The sequence below is a fragment of the Patulibacter sp. NPDC049589 genome (assembly GCF_040675535.1).
GTDB lineage: Bacteria > Actinomycetota > Thermoleophilia > Solirubrobacterales > Solirubrobacteraceae > Patulibacter.
In genome coordinates this window covers 1-17,036 of the sequence record NZ_JBFAPC010000036.1, presented here as the reverse complement: position 1 = coordinate 17,036, position 17,036 = coordinate 1, and the positions used below count along the sequence as shown (strand labels likewise).

Sequence of the window (17,036 nt, the reverse complement as noted above, 5' to 3'; positions counted from 1 at the left end):
TCGGGGGCGCTCAGACGCCTTCGGAGGTAGGGTTGTGGCGCGCTCCAAGCAGCACGTTGCGCTGGCTGAGCGGAACGTCGGACTCCAGGTTGCCGAGCACGTTGACGCCAGGCAGCCGGCCCTGGAGCCGCATGATCAGGAGCGCCACCTGCGCAGTGAGCTGGTCCCCGAGGTCGGTCGCGATGTTGAGCCGCAGCAGATCGGTGATCCGCGCCAGGCGGTAGCGGATCGTGTTCTCGTGGACGTTGAGCATCCTGCCGGCCTGCCGGGGGCTCCGCGCCGACTCGAGGAAGACGTGGAGGGTCGTCAGGAGCATCCGATGGCGCGAGTCGTCCTTGAGCAGCGGAGCGAGCACCGCCTCCACGTAGCGGTCCATCGCGCGCGCGTCCGACGATCCGAGCAGGAGGCGCCCCACGCCCAGGTCGGACGCCGCGAGCGGCGGCGCGTCGGGAGGGCAGAGCTCGATCCGGCAGCGCATGAGCTGCCGGCACTCGGTGTAGGCGCGCGAGACGTCGTCGACGTCCTGGACGACGGGCGAGATCGCCGCGACCAGCCCGGGCTCGCGGTAGTCCTGCAGCACCGCCGCGATCGCGACCCGCGTGCGCTCTACGAAGAGATCCGGTGCGACGCGCCGGTCCTGCTCTGCGACGAGCGCGACGCCGCGGTCGCCGTCAGGCATCACGATGGACCGGACCGACCCGTACGCCCGGTCGAACGCCTCCTCGAGCTCGCTCGGGTCCTCGCACGTCCACGGCCGCCCGTCGCGCCGGTGGATCAGGCAGACCAGTCGGGGGAGCTCGCCGGCGACGCCGGCGAGCGACAAGCCGAGCCCCTCGAGGCCCGGCGCGTCCACGCCGTCGTCCGCGGCCAGCGCGTGCGGGGGACCGGCCGCGACCGACGGCCGGTAGCTGAAGGCGACGGCCATCGTGTGCGCCGCCCGCTCGACGGCGGCCTTGTCGGCTGTCGTGAACCGCCGCTGGCACTCGACGACGGAGGCGTAGCCCCACCGGACGCCCGCGACGGTCACCGGTGCCACCAGCGTGCGATGCACGAGACCGCAGTGGCGATACGGACCGACGATCGCCGAGCCGCCTGCGGCGATGGCGGAGAGCTCCGCACCGACCATCGGATCGCCCGCGACCTCGGGATCCAGCGGGAACCCGCCGCTCATGCGGAGCCCCTCGGCGATGACCGACCACACCGGCTCGGACTCCGCCGTGTGCATCGCCGACGGCAGGCCGGTCAGCTCTGCGAGCAGGGTGGTGATCTCCTCGACGTTGGGGGCCGTCTCGACCAGCGTGGCGAATCGTGCGTCGATCGCCGTGACGCGCTTGAGCGTCGCGACGTTACGCGTGAGGGTGCCGACCGTCGTCTCGAGGCCGGCGAGCCGCTGGACCTGGGCGACCGTGTGGGCGCAGAGGTTCGCGTAGCCGGCGACGTCGCTCTGGTCCTCGTCGGTGAACGTGTGGTTCGCGCCCGCCTGGTCGAGGAACAGCAGACCGATGACCTCGTCGCCGGCGATCATCGGCACGCCGAGGATCGCGCGGACGTCCAGGCGACGCATCGCCGAGCGCACGGGTCGCCCGTCGTGGGGCGCATCCCGGACGAAGATCGGACGGCGGCCCGCGACGATCTCCGCGGTCATGCGGTCCGCCTGGACTCCGCAGACCATCCGCGGGACGATGTCGACGCCCTCGGCCGCATGCGCCGCGTAGCCCCGAAAGCGGGTGGGAGAGCGGCCGTCGCGCATGAAGACGGAGCAGCGGTCGACGCCGAGGAGCTCGCACGCGTTTCGGGCGACCGCCGTCAAGGTGGCCCCGAGGTCGACGTCGGCCAGTGCCGCGTCCGCGACGCGGCGGTACGCGACGAGGGCGTCGGGCCGGTCGAGCCGGTCCTTCCGGTGAGCGACGACGTTGACTGCGACGACTTCCTGCACGAGGCACCCGCTTTCTCCGAGCTCCGACATCGGCACCGACCACCGAAGACGTCGTAAATGTTGCGCGTTGCGACCGAGCCCGCTGGGGGCCTCCGGGCGCGGCACGACCGCCACGGGGCGGCGTACGGTCCGAGGACACTAGCCGGGCCCCTGTACCGTGATCCGGCGCACACGACGATGTTTAGCCGCTTCTCCAAGCGCACGCCGGAGTGCCCTCGGACGGTCGTCCAGTGGTATCTGCGCCGGGCCGATCGCCGATGGGCGACTTCGGAGGAACCGCCAAGCGGTGTCGCAGGCCACCTCCGCGCGGAGCGCCGTGGGTAGCGTCGACCGAGACGCGCCGCCGACCAGGTGCGTCCCCCGACGAGGAGGACCATGAGAGCACTGCAGATCACGTCGCTGACCGGGCCGGAGAGCGCGCTGGAGCTCGTCGACCTCCCGGATCCCGGGCCCCGCCACGGGCCCACGGGCGGGGACGGGATCGTGATCGACGTCCACGGTGCGGGGGTCTCGTTCCCGGAGGTCCTCCAGACTCGCGGCGAGTACCAGATGAAGCCGCCGCTGCCCTTCGTCCCCGGAAGCGAGATCGCCGGGATCGTACGCTCGGCCCCGGAGGGGGCGGCGGTCCGCCCCGGCGACCGCGTCGCCGCCTTCTGCCTCCTCGGCGGCTTCGCCGAGGTCGCCGTCGCGCCGGTCGCGATGACCTTCCCGCTCGACGAGCGCCTGGGGTTCGACCAGGGCGCCGGCCTGGTCCTGAACTACCACACGGCCTACTTCTCCCTCGTGACACGCGGCCGGCTCATCCGTGGCGAGACCGTCCTCGTACACGGAGCCGCGGGGGGCGTCGGCACTGCGGCGATCCAGATCGCGAAGGGCCTGGGCGCGCGGGTGGTCGCGCTCGTGTCCGGGGACGCCAAGGAACGGATCGCCCGGATGGCGGGTGCCGACGAGGTGGTGCGGTCGGGTCCCGGATGGCGCGCGCACGTGCTCGACTCGATGGGACCCGTCGACCTCGTCATCGACCCCGTCGGGGGGAACAGGTTCACCGACAGCCTCCGCTGCCTGGGGCCGCTCGGACGGATCGTCGTGGTCGGCTTCGCCGACGGGGGGATCCCCGAGGTCCGGGTCAATCGCCTGCTGCTGAACAACCTGGAGGTGATCGGGGCCGGGTGGGGCGCCTACGTGCTCAACCGCCCCGAGGTCACCGCCCGCGTCGCGGACGAGCTCGCGATGCTCGTCCGCGCGGGGGCCGTCGCCCCGATCGTCGGCGCGACGTTCGCATTCGAGGATGCGGCCTCCGCCCTCCTGGCGATTGACCGGCGCACCGCGACGGGCAAGGTCGTCCTCCGGGTCCGGGACTGAGCCCCGGGGCGCCGGATTGAGCCCCGCTGACGCGGCGAGCGCCGACGGCCTCACCCGGTGCGCAGCGACGCGCGGGGCGGGCCGCCGACCGCTCCGGCGCCCCTCGTCGGCGTCGGTTCAGACCTCGGGGACGGGGCCGGCCGGATCCAGGTAGACCGTCTGCAGCTCCTGGAAGGTCGACAGCGCCTCGACGCCCATCTCGCGCCCGAGCCCGCTGGACTTCACCCCGCCGAACGGCGCGGACGGGTCGGTGAAGAACTGGTTGATGCCGATCGCCCCGGTCTGAATCCGCCTCGCGACGGCCAGGCCCTTCTCATGGTCGGTCGTCCAGACCGTCCCCCCGAGCCCGTACTCGCTGTCGTTGGCGAGTCGGACGGCGTCGTCGACACCGTCGTACGGGATCACCGAGAGGACCGGCCCGAAGATCTCCTCGCGGGCGATCACCGCGTCGGGCGAGACGTTCGCGAACACCGTCGGCTCGACGTAGAACCCGCGATCGAGGCCGTCCGGCCGGCCTCCACCGGTCGCGACCCGCGCGCCCCCTTCGATGCCCTGGGCGATGTAGCCCTCGACCCGGTCCCGCTGGCGCGCCGACACGAGCGGACCGACCTGGGTCGCCTCGTCGAACGGGTCGCCGATCGTCGCTCCCGACGCGAGGGACGCGAGGAGCTCGACGACCTCGTCGTGGCGGCCACGCGGTGCCAGGATGCGGCTGTTGAGCCAGCAGGTCTGGCCGTTGTTGATGAGGCACGCGCCGAACAGCGCCTCGAGGTTCGAGGCGAGGTCGGCGTCGTCCAGCACGATGGCGGCCGACTTCCCTCCGAGCTCAAGCGTCACGGGGCGCAGCAGCCGGCCGCACGCCTCGCCGATCGACCGGCCCGCCGCCGTCGACCCCGTGAACGCGACCTTGTCGACGCCGGGGTGGCGCACGAGGTACGCACCGGTCTCCCGGCCACCCGGGACGACGTTGATGACGCCCGCCGGCACGCCCGCCGCGTCGGCCGCCTCGGCGACCGTGTACGCGTCGAGGACCGTCTCCGGCGAGGGCTTCAGGACGACGGTGCAGCCGACGGCCAGGAGCGGGGCGATCTTCGCGAAGGTCAGGGCCTGGGGGAAGTTCCACGGCACGATCGCCGCAACGACGCCGATCGGGTACCGCCGGAGCAGCGCGGGACCACCCAGGAACCCGGGACGGATCTCCTCCCGCTGCTGGGCCGTCGCCAGCCCCACGTAGTAGCGCACGAACGCGCCGGGCAGCCCGCCCTCGAGCTGCTGCGAGAGCGCGAACGGCATGCCGTTGGACATCGTGGTGCGCACCGCCGAGTCGGCGGCCCGCGCGTCCATCTCCACCGCGAAGCGCTCGAGGACCTCGCCGCGCTCTTCGGGCGTCCACGACGCCCAGCCCCCCTGCTGATCGTAGGCGGAGCGCGCGGCGACGACGGCCCGGTCGACGTCGGCATCGACCCCGTCGGGCGTGATGCCCACGACCTCCTCGTTGACCGGCGACGTCACGGTGATCTGTCCCGCGCCGGCGGGCTGGACCCACTCGCCGCCGATGTAGAACGTGCGGTACTCGACGGCTTGCTCGGGCAAGGTGCTCATGTGGTCGGTCCCTCGGTCGATGTGCGGCGAGCCGCCACGGAGCGGCTGGCCGGGTGCTCCTTCCGACGCTAGCCTCGGACGACCCGCTCGGGCCGGAGCGGGCCCGTGGGTTGACGGGTTCTCCAAACTCACGGTCGCCCGGGTCACCGGCTGCCCGGTTGTCGCGATCGACGGCCCACCACCCGGTCGGGATGGTCGTTCGCGGTGCTCGGCGGCGCTCCCGCCCGCGCGAGGGGCCCCGACGCCCGGCCCAGGCCCAGGCTTCGGCAACGTCCGTCCCGGTACCTGTCAGAATCGACAAGAGCGGGGGCGCTCGACCTTCCCGTGGGCGCTCGCCGACCCTACGCAATTCCCGGTGCGGCGCGAGGCACCGAACCCGAGGAGAGGATGATGGCGACAGGATGGTCCCCCGCGGTGGTCGGTCGCGGAGCGGAGACCGGGGAGAACCCGAAGCGCCTCCCGAACGGTGAAGCGGCGGCGCGGATCGTCCGAGCCGCCGGCTCGTCGCGCGACCGCGCCGACCTGCTCCACGCGATCGTGGTCGCGGCGAGTGAGATCGTCGGGGTCGACCGCTGCGTCATGTTCCTGCGCCCGAAGAACACGACGAAGCTCTTCCGCGGCGTCGCCGCGCTCGGCGCCCTCGTGGACGGCGCCGCCGACGGCCTGATCTGCGGGGGTCTCGCGGACCGCTTCTCCCGCGAGATCATCGCCTCGCGCGGTCCCGTCGTCGTCGAGAACGCCGCCCACGACGCCCGAGCCATCCGGCCGACGATGCGCCAGTTCGAAGTCACCGACGTGCTCGGGGTCCCGATGATCGCCGCGGACGAGGTCGACGGCCTCCTCTTCGTCGAGCAGCACGGGAGCCGCAGGTCGTACTCGGACCAGGAGCAGCAGGACCTCATGCATTTCGGGGCGGTCGCGCTCGCGGTGGTGCTGCAGTTCGACGCGGCCGCGGAGCTCCGGGAGGCGAACGCCCGGCTCGACCGCCGCGCGGCCACGCTGGGACGCGCGGCGGTGATCGACCGGCGCTTCACCAGCCTCTCGAGCACGACCCCGGACGCCGACGGGATCGCGGCCCTGACCGCGCGCCTGACCGAGAAGCAGTGCAGCGTCGCCACCGTGGAGGGCGTGCCCGTGGCGCAGGCGTCGCCCGACGGTGTGAGCGCGCTCGTGTCCCGTGTCCTCGCGCCGCAGATCACCGCCCAGCCCGAGGTCGCGGAGGCGCTCGCCGCCATCGCCCCTGGTCGGTCCGCGATCGTCGGCGCGAACGTCAACTGCAACCTCCTGCACCGCAGCCTTGTCGCTCCGGTGACGGTCGACGACGCCACCTGGGGGTACATCGCCATCATGGAGTCCCGCAGCCGGCTGACGCTCACCGACCAGGCGGTGGTCGAGCGGGCCGCGCGGGCGCTCGAGCTCGAGCTCCGGGTCGATCGCCGGATCGCCGCCGCCGGGCTCGGCGGCGGCGTCCTGCGGACCGACTACGACGCCACCCAGCTGCAGCGCACGATGGACGAGCACCTCGGACCGCTGCCGGCGGCGCTCGTCGTCTGCCGCGTCGAGCCCCGCGGGACGGCGACGCCTTCGGGCACCGGCGAGATCGCGGCGGCGTTCTCGAGCCACTACGGCACGGCTCCGCTGCTGACCCACACGAGCGTCGACGCGGTCTCCGCCCTCGTCGTCGGGCTGCCGGAGGGCATCTCCCGGACGGCCGGCTGCGCGCGCGTCGCCGACGCGCTCGAGGCCGCGCTCCGGGAGCTCCCCGACCCGGACGCCCACTTCGCGGCCGTCTCGACCGCCCGCCGTTCGCCCGACGATGTGCACCATGCGTTCGAGGAGGCGCGGCAGGTCGCGCACGCCGTCACGAGCCTGTGCTCCGAGGTCGTGCTCGTCGTGTCCGCGTCCGCCCTGGGCGTCGGCCGCCTCGTCCTCGGGGCCGTCGACCGGTGCGCTCTGGAGCGCTTCGTGACGCTGGAGCTCGCGGCGCTGACCACCGACGGCCGGGACCCTCGGGAGGCGGAGCTGCTGCGCACCCTCTACGTCTTCATCGAGTCCTCGCGCAGTCCGCGGCTCGCCGCGCAGGCGCTGAACGTCCACGAGAACACGGTCCGCTACCGGCTGCGGACGATCGCGCACCTGACCGGCCTCGACGTCGCGGGCGACGCCCAGGATCAGCTGACCGCCCAGATGGCGATGCTCGTCCTGCGGCTCCAGGGCCGGCTGCCGGGCTACGATCCGCTCGGTCGCCCGGTGCCCGTCAGGAGGACGGCGCCTTGACCCTTCCCGACGAGCTCGCGCAACTGCACATCCTCCGGACGCGCGGCCTGGTGCTCGCCGACCAGGTCACCGACCCGGCCACGATGGCCGCGCTCGAAGCCGACGGGCTTGTCCTCCGCAACCGTCACGGCCTGGTCCTCACCCCGCCTGGGTACCGCAGGCACCGGAGGATGCTCTCGGACCTCCGTTCGACTCTGCCGCTCGACGTGGTCCGGGACGCCTACGCGGCCTTCGTCGCCGCCAATCCGATCGTCGAGGACGCATGCGTCGCGTGGCAGCTCTCGTCGCGTGAGGTTGGGACCGCCCGCGAGATATCCCGGATGCTGAGGGACGGCCTCGCGGGCGCGTCGCGGCCGCTGGACCGAGCCGGAGTCGCCGTCCCGCACCTCGCTCCGTACCCGGACCGGCTGCGCGCGGCCCTGACCATGAGCGAGCACGACCGTCGGTTCCTCACGTCGCCCGCCGTCGACTCGTTCCACAGCGTGTGGTTCCAGCTCGAGGAGGACCTCCTGGTGACCCTAGGCCTGGAGCGCCCGGAGGACGACGGGCACCACGGATCGTCGGACCTCCACACCGTCCTGCCTTCCGCAGTCCCTGTGGACGACGGACGCGGCGGGGCGACGGTGGTGCCGCTGCCCGTCGGCCCGGGGCGCGACCCAGCCACCCCCGGCCCGCTCTCGTCGCTCGAGCCGCCGCCACCGTAGCCGCTCCGCGTCAGGCGTTGGCACTCGTCCAGGTTCGGCTCTCGCCTTCGACGACGGGCCGGAGGCTCGCCCTACCGGACCACGTCCTACCCCATGCCTCCTACTTGTGCGGTGATTCCTTGCTTCGTGTGCAGTAGCGGCTGGTGGATTCGAGGATCTGGTCGGCGGTCTTGGTCCTGACGTAGGGCCGCAGGTTGTCGTTCCTGGACTCGATCCACGCCCGGATTCGCGACGAACTGCGGGTCCCTCGAGAGCTTCCAGGTGGCCTGGCTGTGCGGCTGCAGGCCGAACGCATTCCAGATCCGGTGGATCGCGGACTGCGACATGCCGGTCCCCTCCACCATCGACCGCGTCGACCAGTGCGTCTCGTCCTTCGGTGTCGACTTCAGCGTCTTGACGGCCACGTCCTCGACCTGTTGATCGGTCACCGTCCTGGGCCGGCACGGCAGCGGCTCATCGGCCAAACCACCGAGATGCCCCGCGAGGAACCCCGCACGCCACGTCCTGACCGTATTGCGATGCACGCGGACCTGCTCAGCGATCTCCGTGTTGCTCAGGCCCTCGGCGGCCGACACGATTCGCGACCGCGTCGCGAGGGCCTCCGAACTCGTCCGACGACGCGACGACGCCACGCGTTGCTCGCGTTCGTCGTCCGTGAGCGATACCGAGGCGACTGCAGGACCAGGCACGACCCCGATCCGCGACCATCCAAGAACCAATCAATCAGCACACTAAGCGCTCCGCTGACGCGCGATGCGCAGCGCGGTCTCCGACAGGGTGACGGCCTGCGGGCCAGCGACGTCGCGGAGGAACTCGTCGATAGGCGCCGAACCGGTCACCGCCTTCGCGTGCATCCCCTCGAGGATGCAGGCGAGCTTCCAGTAGCCGAGGGCGGTGTAGAAGTCGATGTGCGACACATCCAGCCCCGACGTCGCGGCGTAGTGGTCGACGATCTCCCCGCGCGACGGGAACCCCGGAAGCACCGTAGGGGTGCCGTTGGGCATGAACGGCGCCTGCTCGCCCTGCTCAATCCAATACACCAGCAGCAGCCCGAGGTCCGCGAGCGGATCCCCGAGGGTGCACAGCTCCCAATCGAGTACCGCGCACACCTCCCCAGACGCGTCGAAGACGCAATTGTCGATCCGGTAGTCCCCGTGGACGATCGACGTGCGCTGCTGCGTCGGGATACTGGCCTCCAGCAGCTCGGCGGTCTCGTCGATCGCCGGCATCTCGCGGCATTTCGCGCGCTCGAACTGCGACCGCCAACGCGCAAGCTGTCGTCCGGCGTAGCCGTCGGGACGGCCGAGGTCACCCAGGCCAACCGGCCGGGGATCGACACGATGGAGTTCCGCCATCGACTCGATCAGCGAGCGCGTCACCGTTCGCCGCGCCGGCGCGGCGAACGCCGCGACGACATCGTCCTCCGCCTTCAGGATGTGCCCGTCGACGAACGCCATCACGTAGAACGGCGCTCCCGACACCGACGGGTCGTCGCAGAGGCCGATGGGCTCAGGGACGGGGACCGCGGTCCGCCGGAGCGCCGCAATGATCCGGTGCTCGCGCGCCATGTCGTGCGCGGATGGCAACACGCGCCCCATCGGTGGACGGCGAAGCGCCCAGCGACGGCCGGTCGCGTCGCGCACCTCGTAGGTCAGGTTGGAGCGCCCGCCCGCGATCAGCCGGTACTCGACCGGCCCTTGGAGGTCGGAGATCCGGGAAGCCAACCAGGCATCCACCCGCGCCCGGTCGATCCCGAGCGGCTCCTCCATCGTGGCGTGGCTCATAGTGGCCACTATCCACGGCGCCGCCGGACCCGCGCGGCGCGTCGGACCCGGTTGTCGATTCCGCCAGATCGACCCCGGGCGGGTGGTGCGAAGCGGTCCCAGCACTCAGGCTCGGGACATGGACTTCGAACGCAGCGCGCGCGCCGAGGAGCTCCACGCGGAGCTCGGGAGCTTCGTCGAGGAGGCCGTGATCCCCGCGGAGGCGGCGTACGTGATGGAGATGGCCGCGAGCGGCGACCCGCACCACGTCTCGGAGGTCCTCGAGGAGCTCTCCCGCAAGGCGCGGTCCCGAGGGCTATGGAATCTGTTCCTCCCGCACCGGACGCAGTGGACGGAGGGGCTAAGCAACACTGACTACGCACCCCTCGCCGAACTCACCGGCCGGAGTCCCCTACTAGCGCCCGAGGCGCTGAACTGTTCTGCGCCGGACACCGGAAACATGGAGTTGCTTGAGCAATTCGGAACACCTGAGCAGCAGGAGCAGTGGCTCGGCCCGCTGCTGGAGGGCGAGATCCGGTCGTGCTTCATGATGACCGAGCCCGACGTCGCGAGCTCGGACGCCACCACGATCTCTTGCCGCATCCGGCGCGACGGCGACGACTACGTCGTGTCCGGGCGGAAGTGGTGGGTCTCCGGTGCCTCCGACCCCCGCTGCCGGGTCGCGGTCGTGCTCGGGCGGTCCAACCCCGCGGCGCCCGCACACCAGCAGCACTCGATGATTCTCGTCCCGATGGATACCCCCGGCGTCGTGATTGAGCGCGATCTGCTGGTGTTTGGTTACAACGATCGAGAGGGGCACGCGGAGGTCTCGCTCCAGGACGTCCGCGTGCCGGCCGCCAACCTGATCGGCGCCGAGGGCGCCGGGTTCGCGATCGCTCAGGCCCGGCTCGGTCCCGGGCGCCTGCACCACTGCATGCGGTCGATCGGCACGGCCGAGCGGGCGCTCGAGCTCCTGTGCAGCCGCGCCGACGACCGCTCCCCGTTCGGTCGCGCCCTGGCGGACCAGGGCGTCGTCCGCGAGTGGATCGCCGACAGCCGGATCGAAATCGACCAGGCGCGGCTCCTGACGCTCAACGCGGCGTGGCTGCTCGACCACGGCGGCCCGAAGGCCGCGAAGGGCCTGCTCGCCGAGGTCAAGGTCGCGGTGCCCGCCATGTCTCTGCGGGTGATCGACCGCGCGATCCAGGTGCACGGGGGCGCGGGCGTGAGCCAGGACGTCCCACTCGGCGCGATGTACGCCAACCAGCGAGCCCTGCGAATCGCCGACGGCCCCGACGAGGTCCACCGGCGCGCGATCGCCCGGACCGAGATCGCCGCGCAGCGCGCGAGAACCGTCGCCCGCGTGCCGGTGCCCGGGGCCATCGGCCACACCGGGGGCGCAGGCGGACCGGCCGGAGCCCACCTGTCCGTCGTCCCAGGAGTCAAGGATGCGTGACGCCACCCAGCTCAGCGCGGTCGTGACGACCGCCGGCATCGCCCTGGCTTTCGGCCTCGTCGGCCGGGCCCTCAACCGTCTCACCGCCCTCGAACGACGCCCCGCGGACCTTCGCGTGGCGTTGCCCGGTCGGGCCTCAGCGCTCGCCGCCGGGACGCGGAGGGCCGAGCGGTGAGCCCCGCCGACCGAGTCGACGCGCCGCTCGCGGGCGTGCAGGTCGTCGAGATCGCCGGGATCGGGCCGGGACCGTTCGCAGGCATGATGCTTGCCGACATGGGCGCCGACGTCATTCGCGTCGACCGCCCCGGGGGAGACCCCGCCACCGACACTTACCACGGCGTCCTCAAGCGCAGCCGCCGGTCGATCGCCGTGGACCTCCGAACACCCGAAGGCGTGGCAGTTGTCTTGCGACTGGCCGCACAGAGCGACGCCCTCTTCGAGGGCTTCCGCCCCGGTGTCGCCGAGCGCCTGGGCATCGGCCCGGATACCTGCCTCCGCCACAACCCGACCCTCGTCTACGGCCGGATGACCGGCTGGGGACAACATGGCCCCCTCGCCGACCGAGCCGGACACGACATCAACTACATCGCTCTTAGCGGCGCCCTGCATGCCATCGGCCGACGCGGTGAGGCGCCCGTCCCGCCCCTGAACCTCGTCGGCGACTTCGGCGGCGGGGGCATGCTCCTCGCATTCGGCCTCGTGTGCGGCATCCTCAAGTCCCGTGCCATCGGTACCGGCAGTGTCGTCGACGCCGCGATGATCGACGGCACCGCCGCGCTCCTCGCGATGTTCCACGGCATGCTCGGCGCAGGCACGTTCCCGACCGATCGCGGCACCGGCGTGCTGGACACCGGAGCCCCGTTCTACGACGTCTTCGAGACTCGGGACGGACGCTGGGTGAGCATCGGCGCGATCGAGCCACGGTTCTACGCCGAGCTCTGTGACTGCCTCGACCTCTCCCACCTCGCCCGCACCGAGGTCTCCGACCGCGACCGCTGGCCCGAAATCAAGACCGAGATCGCCACCGCGATCCGTCGATGCTCCCGCGACGAGCTCGACCAGCTCTTCCACGGCAGCGACGCGTGCTACGCCCCCGTCCTAGACCTCCGCGAAGTCGCCCACCACCCCCACAGCACTGCCCGGGAGAGCTACCTCGACATCCAGGGTGACCTGCACGCCGCCCCCGCCCCGCGCTTCGACGGGCACCCCCCGACACAACCCACGCCAGCACGCATCGCTGGCCAGGACACCGAATCTATCCTCGCCGACGCTGGATTCGAGCCCGCCGAGATCGACGCCCTCCTCGACCACGGCGCCGTTGCCACACCCACCCGCACCTGAACCGCCACCCACGAGCACCGCGACAGGCCGCAGTGATCGTCGCCCTCAGGGGCGGGGGTGCCTGCGCCTGCGCCACCCGATCGTGGCGGGCCGCATACCAACGAGCGTCGCTGCTCGGTCCGTGCGCCGTACGCTCCCGCAGTTGCCGCGCCCCTGGCCCCCGCGATGGGGTAATCGCTTCACCGCCTCGGCACGCTTTCAGCATTCGGATCGCTTGATGGGAACACACCACGACCGTAAGGGGGCGAAGACGATCTTCGCCCCCGCGGTCGCCGTGGCGTCCACTGGACGAGGCTCGCACTCGTGCGGGTCCGCGCCGCCGCGGTCCGACTTCTGACGCGGGCGGAGCTCGACGACCGGTTCGCGGATCTCGATGCCCGCTACGTCCCGTCCTGTCGCTCGACGAGGTCGCGGACCACCCCCGCAACGTCGCCCGCGGCGGCTACGTCGAGGTCGACGGGCACGTCCAGGCGGCGCCGGCACCGCGCTTCGACGGCCGGTCACCGACCACCCCGCAAGCCGCCCGGGCGGCGGGTCAGGACACACGCGTCGTCCTGGCCGCTGCCGGTCTCGACGAGGTCGAGGTCGCCGGACTGCTCGCGGACGGCGTCGTCGCAGTCCCCGTCCCCGTCCCCGTCGCGTAACGCCCGAGAGCGGGCTGCGCGCACCGCGTCGAAGAACGCCGAACCGCACCGAGACCGCGGGGTCTCGGTGCGCACCCAGGATGGACTCCTACCGCGAAGGTTTCCCCGCGCCGTCAGCGCACCGTCAGCCGCCGCGAGGTGCTCGCCGAGTGCACCGACGTCGCGGTCGCCTTGACCCGCACCGCGGTCGTCCGGCCGCGCCGGGCGTTGCTCTTCGCGCGGACCACGAAGCGCTTGAGCGTGCGGCGCTCGAGCTCCTTCGTCTGCCAGCACAGGCGGCCGCGGCGCAGCGTGCCGCCGTGGCGCGAGGAGACGACGAAGCGGCTGCCGACCGTGACGCAGGTGCGGACGCTGCGTGCCGGGGTGTCGCCGACGTTGTCGACCGCGATCACGAACGCCACGCGGCCCCGTCGGCGCACGCGCGAAGCGCCGGCGTTCGCCTGCACCTTCAGGCGCGCGGCGCTCGGGACCGTCGGGGCGGGCGGCGCGGGACGCGGGGCCACCGGCGGGGTGATGCCGGTGCGCGGCGAGCGGCCGATGCCGCCGGCGGTCGTCGCGACCGACCGGCAGGAGACGGTGCGGCCGACGTCGCCGTCACCGAGGACGTAGGTGGTGGACGGCCCGCTCTGCAGGACGGTCCCGTCGCGGGTGTCGAAGAACACGAGGCCCAGCGACGGGGCGTCCGACCAGGTGCCGGGCGCGCAGGTCAGGGCGTCGCCGGCGCGCGCCGAGCCCGACAGCAGGACGTCGCTTCCGCCCCGCGGGGCCCGCGCGGGCTTGCTGTTGCCGAGGACGAAGTCGCGGACCTCGGGCGCGGACGTCGACGTGAACGTGTTCTGCGCGCCGGCCGGGCAGCCGAGGGTCATGCTCGAGAAGACGCCGATCAGCTGCCCGTTCTGCACGAGCGGTCCACCACTGTCGCCCTCGCAGAGCGACCCGGCGGGCGTCGTCGTCCCGACCCACAGCGCGTTGGTGGACTCCCACCAGCCGGGAGTCAGGCCCGGGTCGATCAGCTGCGTGTCGAGCACGTAGAGCCGGCCGTTCGGGGACGTGGCCCCACCGGACTGCAGCCCGAACCCGGAGGCCCGCGCGACGCCGGCGGTCTGCGGCGCGCCGGGCGCCGCGAGCGGCACCGGCTTCGTGTTGCCGTCGAGCGTCAGGGGCGACGCGAGGGTCAGGACCGCGACGTCGTCGGCGCGCTGGTCGCGGGTCGCCGGACCTCCACCGGGGTTCGGGTAGCCCGGGTGACGCCGGACGAGCGTGACGCGGCGGGTCTGGGGCGTGTCGCCCGTCAGCGGCTTGGGCGCTTCGCGCTTCGCCGGATCGGTGTCGTAGCGCGACGAGCCGGTGTCGACGACGATCGCCCGCGCGCCGATCGGCGTCTTGCCGTTGACCACGCAGTGCATGGCGGTCAGGACCGTCGTCTTCGACAGCACGATCGCCCCGCAGCCGATCATCCGGGACGCGGAGGCGTCGTCCCACGCGGCGCCGTCCAGCCGGACGCGGATCCGGGCCTGGTACGGGACGGTCGCGACGGTGACCGCCGTGCCGGCGACGACGCGCGGGGTCGCGTGGTCGCCGGAGGAGGCGGCCGCGCCGGAGGTCGCAGCGGCCGGGCCGGCCAGGGTCGCGAGGGCGAGCGCGGCGGCGATCAGTGCCGGCGGCGCGGGCCGCCGGGCGACGGACGGTGATGGTGCGGAGGAGGACACGCCGACGACGCTAGTCCGCGACGGTCCGCGCGACGGCCCATCCTCACGGACCTCTCACGGGTCGAGCGGGACGACGCCGCGACGGGCCCGGGGCGAGCCGACCCGTCCGACGCGGCCGGCCCGGGCGACGTCCCGGCCGGCGCGGGACCCGAACGAGGCGCCCCGGGGACGCCCGGTCAGCCCGCGGGCACGACCACGTGCGGCGCGAGCGCCGCCCGGATCTCCTCCGGCCACGCGCGCTTCTCGTGCGTCACCGCGTCGACGCAGACGTGCCGCACCCAGGTCTCGGCGAGGAGCTCGCCCCCGCGCCACATCGCGTGCCGCGACGTCATCGAAGACGTCGTCAGCGGGTCGAGGACGACCTCGATCCGGACCACGTCGTCGAACCGCGCGGCGGCCCGGTAGCGCGCCCCGACCTCGGCGACCACGAACTCCAGTCCGGTCTCCGCGAACGCCGCGTACGGGCCGACGGCGGCGCGCCACAGCTCGGTGTGGGCGATGTCCATCCACGTGACGTAGTGCGCGTTGAAGACGTGGCCCTGCATGTCGCACTCGACGTAGCGGACGCGCAGCTCGTGGACGACCACCGGCCCTCAGCGCTCCCCGCGGTCCAGCGGCGGCGTGAACGGGACGGGCATCCCCCACGGGTCCTCGGGGAGGCGGGCCATCGACCGGAAGCGCGCCACCAGCATCGCGACGTCGACGGTCCGGGCGATCAGCGCCAGCGTCTCGGCGACGACCTCGAGCGTGTCGCTGAACTCGCGGACGGCGTCGTCGGCCACGTCGAGCAGCTCGTGGAAGAGCGAGTCGGCGATCTCGCGGTGCAGGTCGACCGCCGACGCCATGAGGGCGGCCAGCGCGGTCGGGTCGGGGTCCGCCCCGTGCGCGACCTGCTGCGCGACGAGCTCGACCCGGTCGCGGATCGAGAGGGCCGCGGTGTGCAGCTCGGAGGGGAAGAGGCGGTCGGGCGTCATGCGGTCGCGGGGCTCGACCGCAGCGTACGGGCCCGGCGCCGGCGGGGAGCGGATCCTCGATCAGCCCGTGAGGCTGCAGCCCTCCCTGCCGCCGGTGAAGCCGCGGACGACCGCGTCGGCGTTGTGGCGCTCCATGCCGAGGTAGGTCGCACCGTCGGTGCCCTTCGCCCCGAGCGTGTCGCCGTAGAGCGCGAGGTTCGACGACGCCCCGGTCTCCTTCGCGATCGCCCGCGCGAGCTTCGGGTTGACGGAGGACTCGGGGAAGATCGCCTTGACCTTCTCCGTCTCGATGAGCTTCGTCAGCGCGGCGACCTGGCCGGCGGACGGCTGGGCCTGCGTGGTCTGCGACGGGATCGCCGCGCCCACCACGGTGAGCCCGTACCGGTGCGCGAAGTAGTTGAACGCGTCGTGGCTGGTGACGAGCTTGCGCTCCGCCTTCGGGACCGTCGCGATGCACGCGGCGATCCCGGAGTCCAGTGCCTCGACCCGCGCCAGGTACGCGGCGGCGCTCGTGCGGACCGCCGCGGCGGCGCCCGGATCGGCCTTCGCGATCGCGTCCCGGATGACGCCGACCGCGTGCTCGACGTTGGTCGGGTCGTGCCACCAGTGCGGGTCGACACCACCCTCGTGCTCGTGCGCCAGCTCGCCGGGGGTGGCGGCGGCCTCGGCCGTGCCGGCGGCGTCGTCGCTGGGCTCGGCGGCGTCGTCGCTGGGCTCGGCGGCGTCGTCGCTGGGCTCGGCGGCGTCGGTCCCGGGAGCGGCGTGACCGCCGTCGGCAGGGTGGTCCCCGCCCGCGGCCTCGTGGTCGTGCCCCTCCTCCTCGTCACCGGCGAGCTTCGTGGGGACCGTCTCGCCGACCGTGACGACGGGCGCGTCGCCGCCGGCCTGCTTCGCGACGTCGTCGACCCACTCGTCGAGCCCGAGGCCGGACGCGAAGACGACCTTCGCGCCGGCCGTCGCCGTGACGTCCGAGGGACGCGGCTCGTACTCGTGCGGGTCGGTGTTCGGCTGCAGCACCTGGTGGACGTCGACCGCGTCGCCGCCGATCTCGCGCACCAGGTCGCCCAGCTGCGACGTGGTGGCGACGACCTTCACGCGCGGCGTGCCGTCGGCGGCGGTCGACGTCCCGTCGCCGGACCCGCACCCGGCCAGGAGCGCGGTCGCGACCCCGGCGGCGGCGAGGGCGGCGGTTGTTGGGGGGCGCCCCCCCCCCCCGCGGCGGGCCTCGCCTCGACGACGTACGCGGGCCGCCGCAACCGAAGGTCCCG

General features: G+C 73.0%; 14 protein-coding genes. 6 read left to right on the top strand and 8 right to left on the bottom strand.

Annotation, left to right across the window (positions count from 1 at the left end):
* Nucleotides 1-10 precede the first annotated feature (10 nt).
* On the bottom strand, nt 11-1,936 hold the full coding sequence (locus AB0L40_RS09205; RefSeq protein ID WP_364352504.1) for a GAF domain-containing protein: 1,926 nt from the start codon (nt 1,934-1,936) through the stop codon (nt 11-13).
* A gap of 375 nt (nt 1,937-2,311) precedes the next feature.
* Between AB0L40_RS09205 and AB0L40_RS09200 the strand changes: the two genes are divergently transcribed.
* The gene (locus tag AB0L40_RS09200; RefSeq protein ID WP_364352501.1) at nt 2,312-3,298 is read left to right on the top strand and encodes an NADPH:quinone oxidoreductase family protein; all 987 of its coding nucleotides are present in this window, start codon (nt 2,312-2,314) and stop codon (nt 3,296-3,298) included.
* Between the two features lie 117 nt (nt 3,299-3,415).
* On the opposite strand, the gene AB0L40_RS09195 is transcribed toward AB0L40_RS09200, so the two are convergent.
* Nucleotides 3,416-4,900 (bottom strand): aldehyde dehydrogenase, encoded by a 1,485-nt coding sequence (locus AB0L40_RS09195; protein WP_364352498.1) that lies wholly within the window; start codon nt 4,898-4,900, stop codon nt 3,416-3,418.
* Between the two features lie 414 nt (nt 4,901-5,314).
* Here AB0L40_RS09195 and AB0L40_RS09190 point away from each other — a divergent pair, with 414 nt between their 5' ends.
* Nucleotides 5,315-7,177 carry a GAF domain-containing protein gene (locus tag AB0L40_RS09190; RefSeq protein WP_364352495.1) on the top strand — a complete coding sequence of 621 codons (1,863 nt, stop codon included), beginning with the start codon at nt 5,315-5,317 and terminating at the stop codon, nt 7,175-7,177.
* Nucleotides 7,174-7,881 carry a hypothetical protein gene (locus AB0L40_RS09185; protein ID WP_364352492.1) on the top strand — a complete coding sequence of 236 codons (708 nt, stop codon included), beginning with the start codon at nt 7,174-7,176 and terminating at the stop codon, nt 7,879-7,881. The genes AB0L40_RS09190 and AB0L40_RS09185 overlap by 4 nt, the downstream gene beginning before the upstream one ends.
* 86 nt (nt 7,882-7,967) lie before the next feature.
* On the opposite strand, the gene AB0L40_RS09180 is transcribed toward AB0L40_RS09185, so the two are convergent.
* Both AB0L40_RS09180 and AB0L40_RS09175 read right to left on the bottom strand, forming a co-directional pair.
* On the bottom strand, nt 7,968-8,456 hold the full coding sequence (locus AB0L40_RS09180) for a helix-turn-helix domain-containing protein (protein ID WP_364352489.1): 489 nt from the start codon (nt 8,454-8,456) through the stop codon (nt 7,968-7,970).
* Between the two features lie 156 nt (nt 8,457-8,612).
* Nucleotides 8,613-9,665, bottom strand: a complete 1,053-nt coding sequence (locus AB0L40_RS09175; RefSeq protein ID WP_364352486.1) for a phosphotransferase family protein — start codon at nt 9,663-9,665, stop codon at nt 8,613-8,615.
* A gap of 118 nt (nt 9,666-9,783) precedes the next feature.
* Here AB0L40_RS09175 and AB0L40_RS09170 point away from each other — a divergent pair, with 118 nt between their 5' ends.
* Genes AB0L40_RS09170 through AB0L40_RS09160 form a run of 3 tightly spaced genes read left to right on the top strand, consistent with a single transcriptional unit; the run spans nt 9,784 to nt 12,441 of the window.
* Nucleotides 9,784-11,100, top strand: a complete 1,317-nt coding sequence (locus AB0L40_RS09170; RefSeq protein WP_364352483.1) for an acyl-CoA dehydrogenase family protein — start codon at nt 9,784-9,786, stop codon at nt 11,098-11,100.
* Nucleotides 11,093-11,275 (top strand): hypothetical protein, encoded by a 183-nt coding sequence (locus AB0L40_RS09165; protein WP_364352480.1) that lies wholly within the window; start codon nt 11,093-11,095, stop codon nt 11,273-11,275. The genes AB0L40_RS09170 and AB0L40_RS09165 overlap by 8 nt, the downstream gene beginning before the upstream one ends.
* A 35-nt stretch (nt 11,276-11,310) precedes the next feature.
* Complete coding sequence (locus AB0L40_RS09160) at nt 11,311-12,441, top strand: CaiB/BaiF CoA-transferase family protein (protein WP_364352477.1); 1,131 nt, start codon at nt 11,311-11,313, stop codon at nt 12,439-12,441.
* A gap of 757 nt (nt 12,442-13,198) precedes the next feature.
* Here the strand turns inward: AB0L40_RS09160 and AB0L40_RS09155 are convergent.
* The 4 genes from AB0L40_RS09155 to AB0L40_RS09140 all read right to left on the bottom strand — a co-directional run bounded on the left by AB0L40_RS09155 (nt 13,199) and on the right by AB0L40_RS09140 (nt 16,863).
* Entirely contained in the window at nt 13,199-14,794 is a 1,596-nt protein-coding gene (locus AB0L40_RS09155; protein WP_364352474.1) for a trypsin-like serine protease, read from the bottom strand.
* A gap of 176 nt (nt 14,795-14,970) precedes the next feature.
* Nucleotides 14,971-15,381, bottom strand: coding sequence for a thioesterase family protein (locus tag AB0L40_RS09150; RefSeq protein ID WP_364352471.1), 411 nt, complete (start codon nt 15,379-15,381; stop codon nt 14,971-14,973).
* Between the two features lie 6 nt (nt 15,382-15,387).
* Nucleotides 15,388-15,768 (bottom strand): hypothetical protein, encoded by a 381-nt coding sequence (locus AB0L40_RS09145; protein ID WP_364352468.1) that lies wholly within the window; start codon nt 15,766-15,768, stop codon nt 15,388-15,390.
* A 60-nt stretch (nt 15,769-15,828) separates the two neighbouring features.
* Nucleotides 15,829-16,863 carry a metal ABC transporter substrate-binding protein gene (locus AB0L40_RS09140; RefSeq protein WP_364352465.1) on the bottom strand — a complete coding sequence of 345 codons (1,035 nt, stop codon included), beginning with the start codon at nt 16,861-16,863 and terminating at the stop codon, nt 15,829-15,831.
* Nucleotides 16,864-17,036: the final 173 nt, after the last annotated feature.

Bases quoted from the DNA above. Each gene is read 5' to 3' on its own strand.
- AB0L40_RS09200 (WP_364352501.1), top strand. From the start codon at position 2,312: ATGAGAGCACTGCAGATCACGTCGCTGACCGGGCCGGAGAGCGCGCTG.
- AB0L40_RS09195 (WP_364352498.1), bottom strand. From the start codon at position 4,900: ATGAGCACCTTGCCCGAGCAAGCCGTCGAGTACCGCACGTTCTACATC.
- AB0L40_RS09175 (WP_364352486.1), bottom strand. From the start codon at position 9,665: ATGAGCCACGCCACGATGGAGGAGCCGCTCGGGATCGACCGGGCGCGG.
- AB0L40_RS09170 (WP_364352483.1), top strand. From the start codon at position 9,784: ATGGACTTCGAACGCAGCGCGCGCGCCGAGGAGCTCCACGCGGAGCTC.
- AB0L40_RS09165 (WP_364352480.1), top strand. From the start codon at position 11,093: ATGCGTGACGCCACCCAGCTCAGCGCGGTCGTGACGACCGCCGGCATC.
- AB0L40_RS09145 (WP_364352468.1), bottom strand. From the start codon at position 15,768: ATGACGCCCGACCGCCTCTTCCCCTCCGAGCTGCACACCGCGGCCCTC.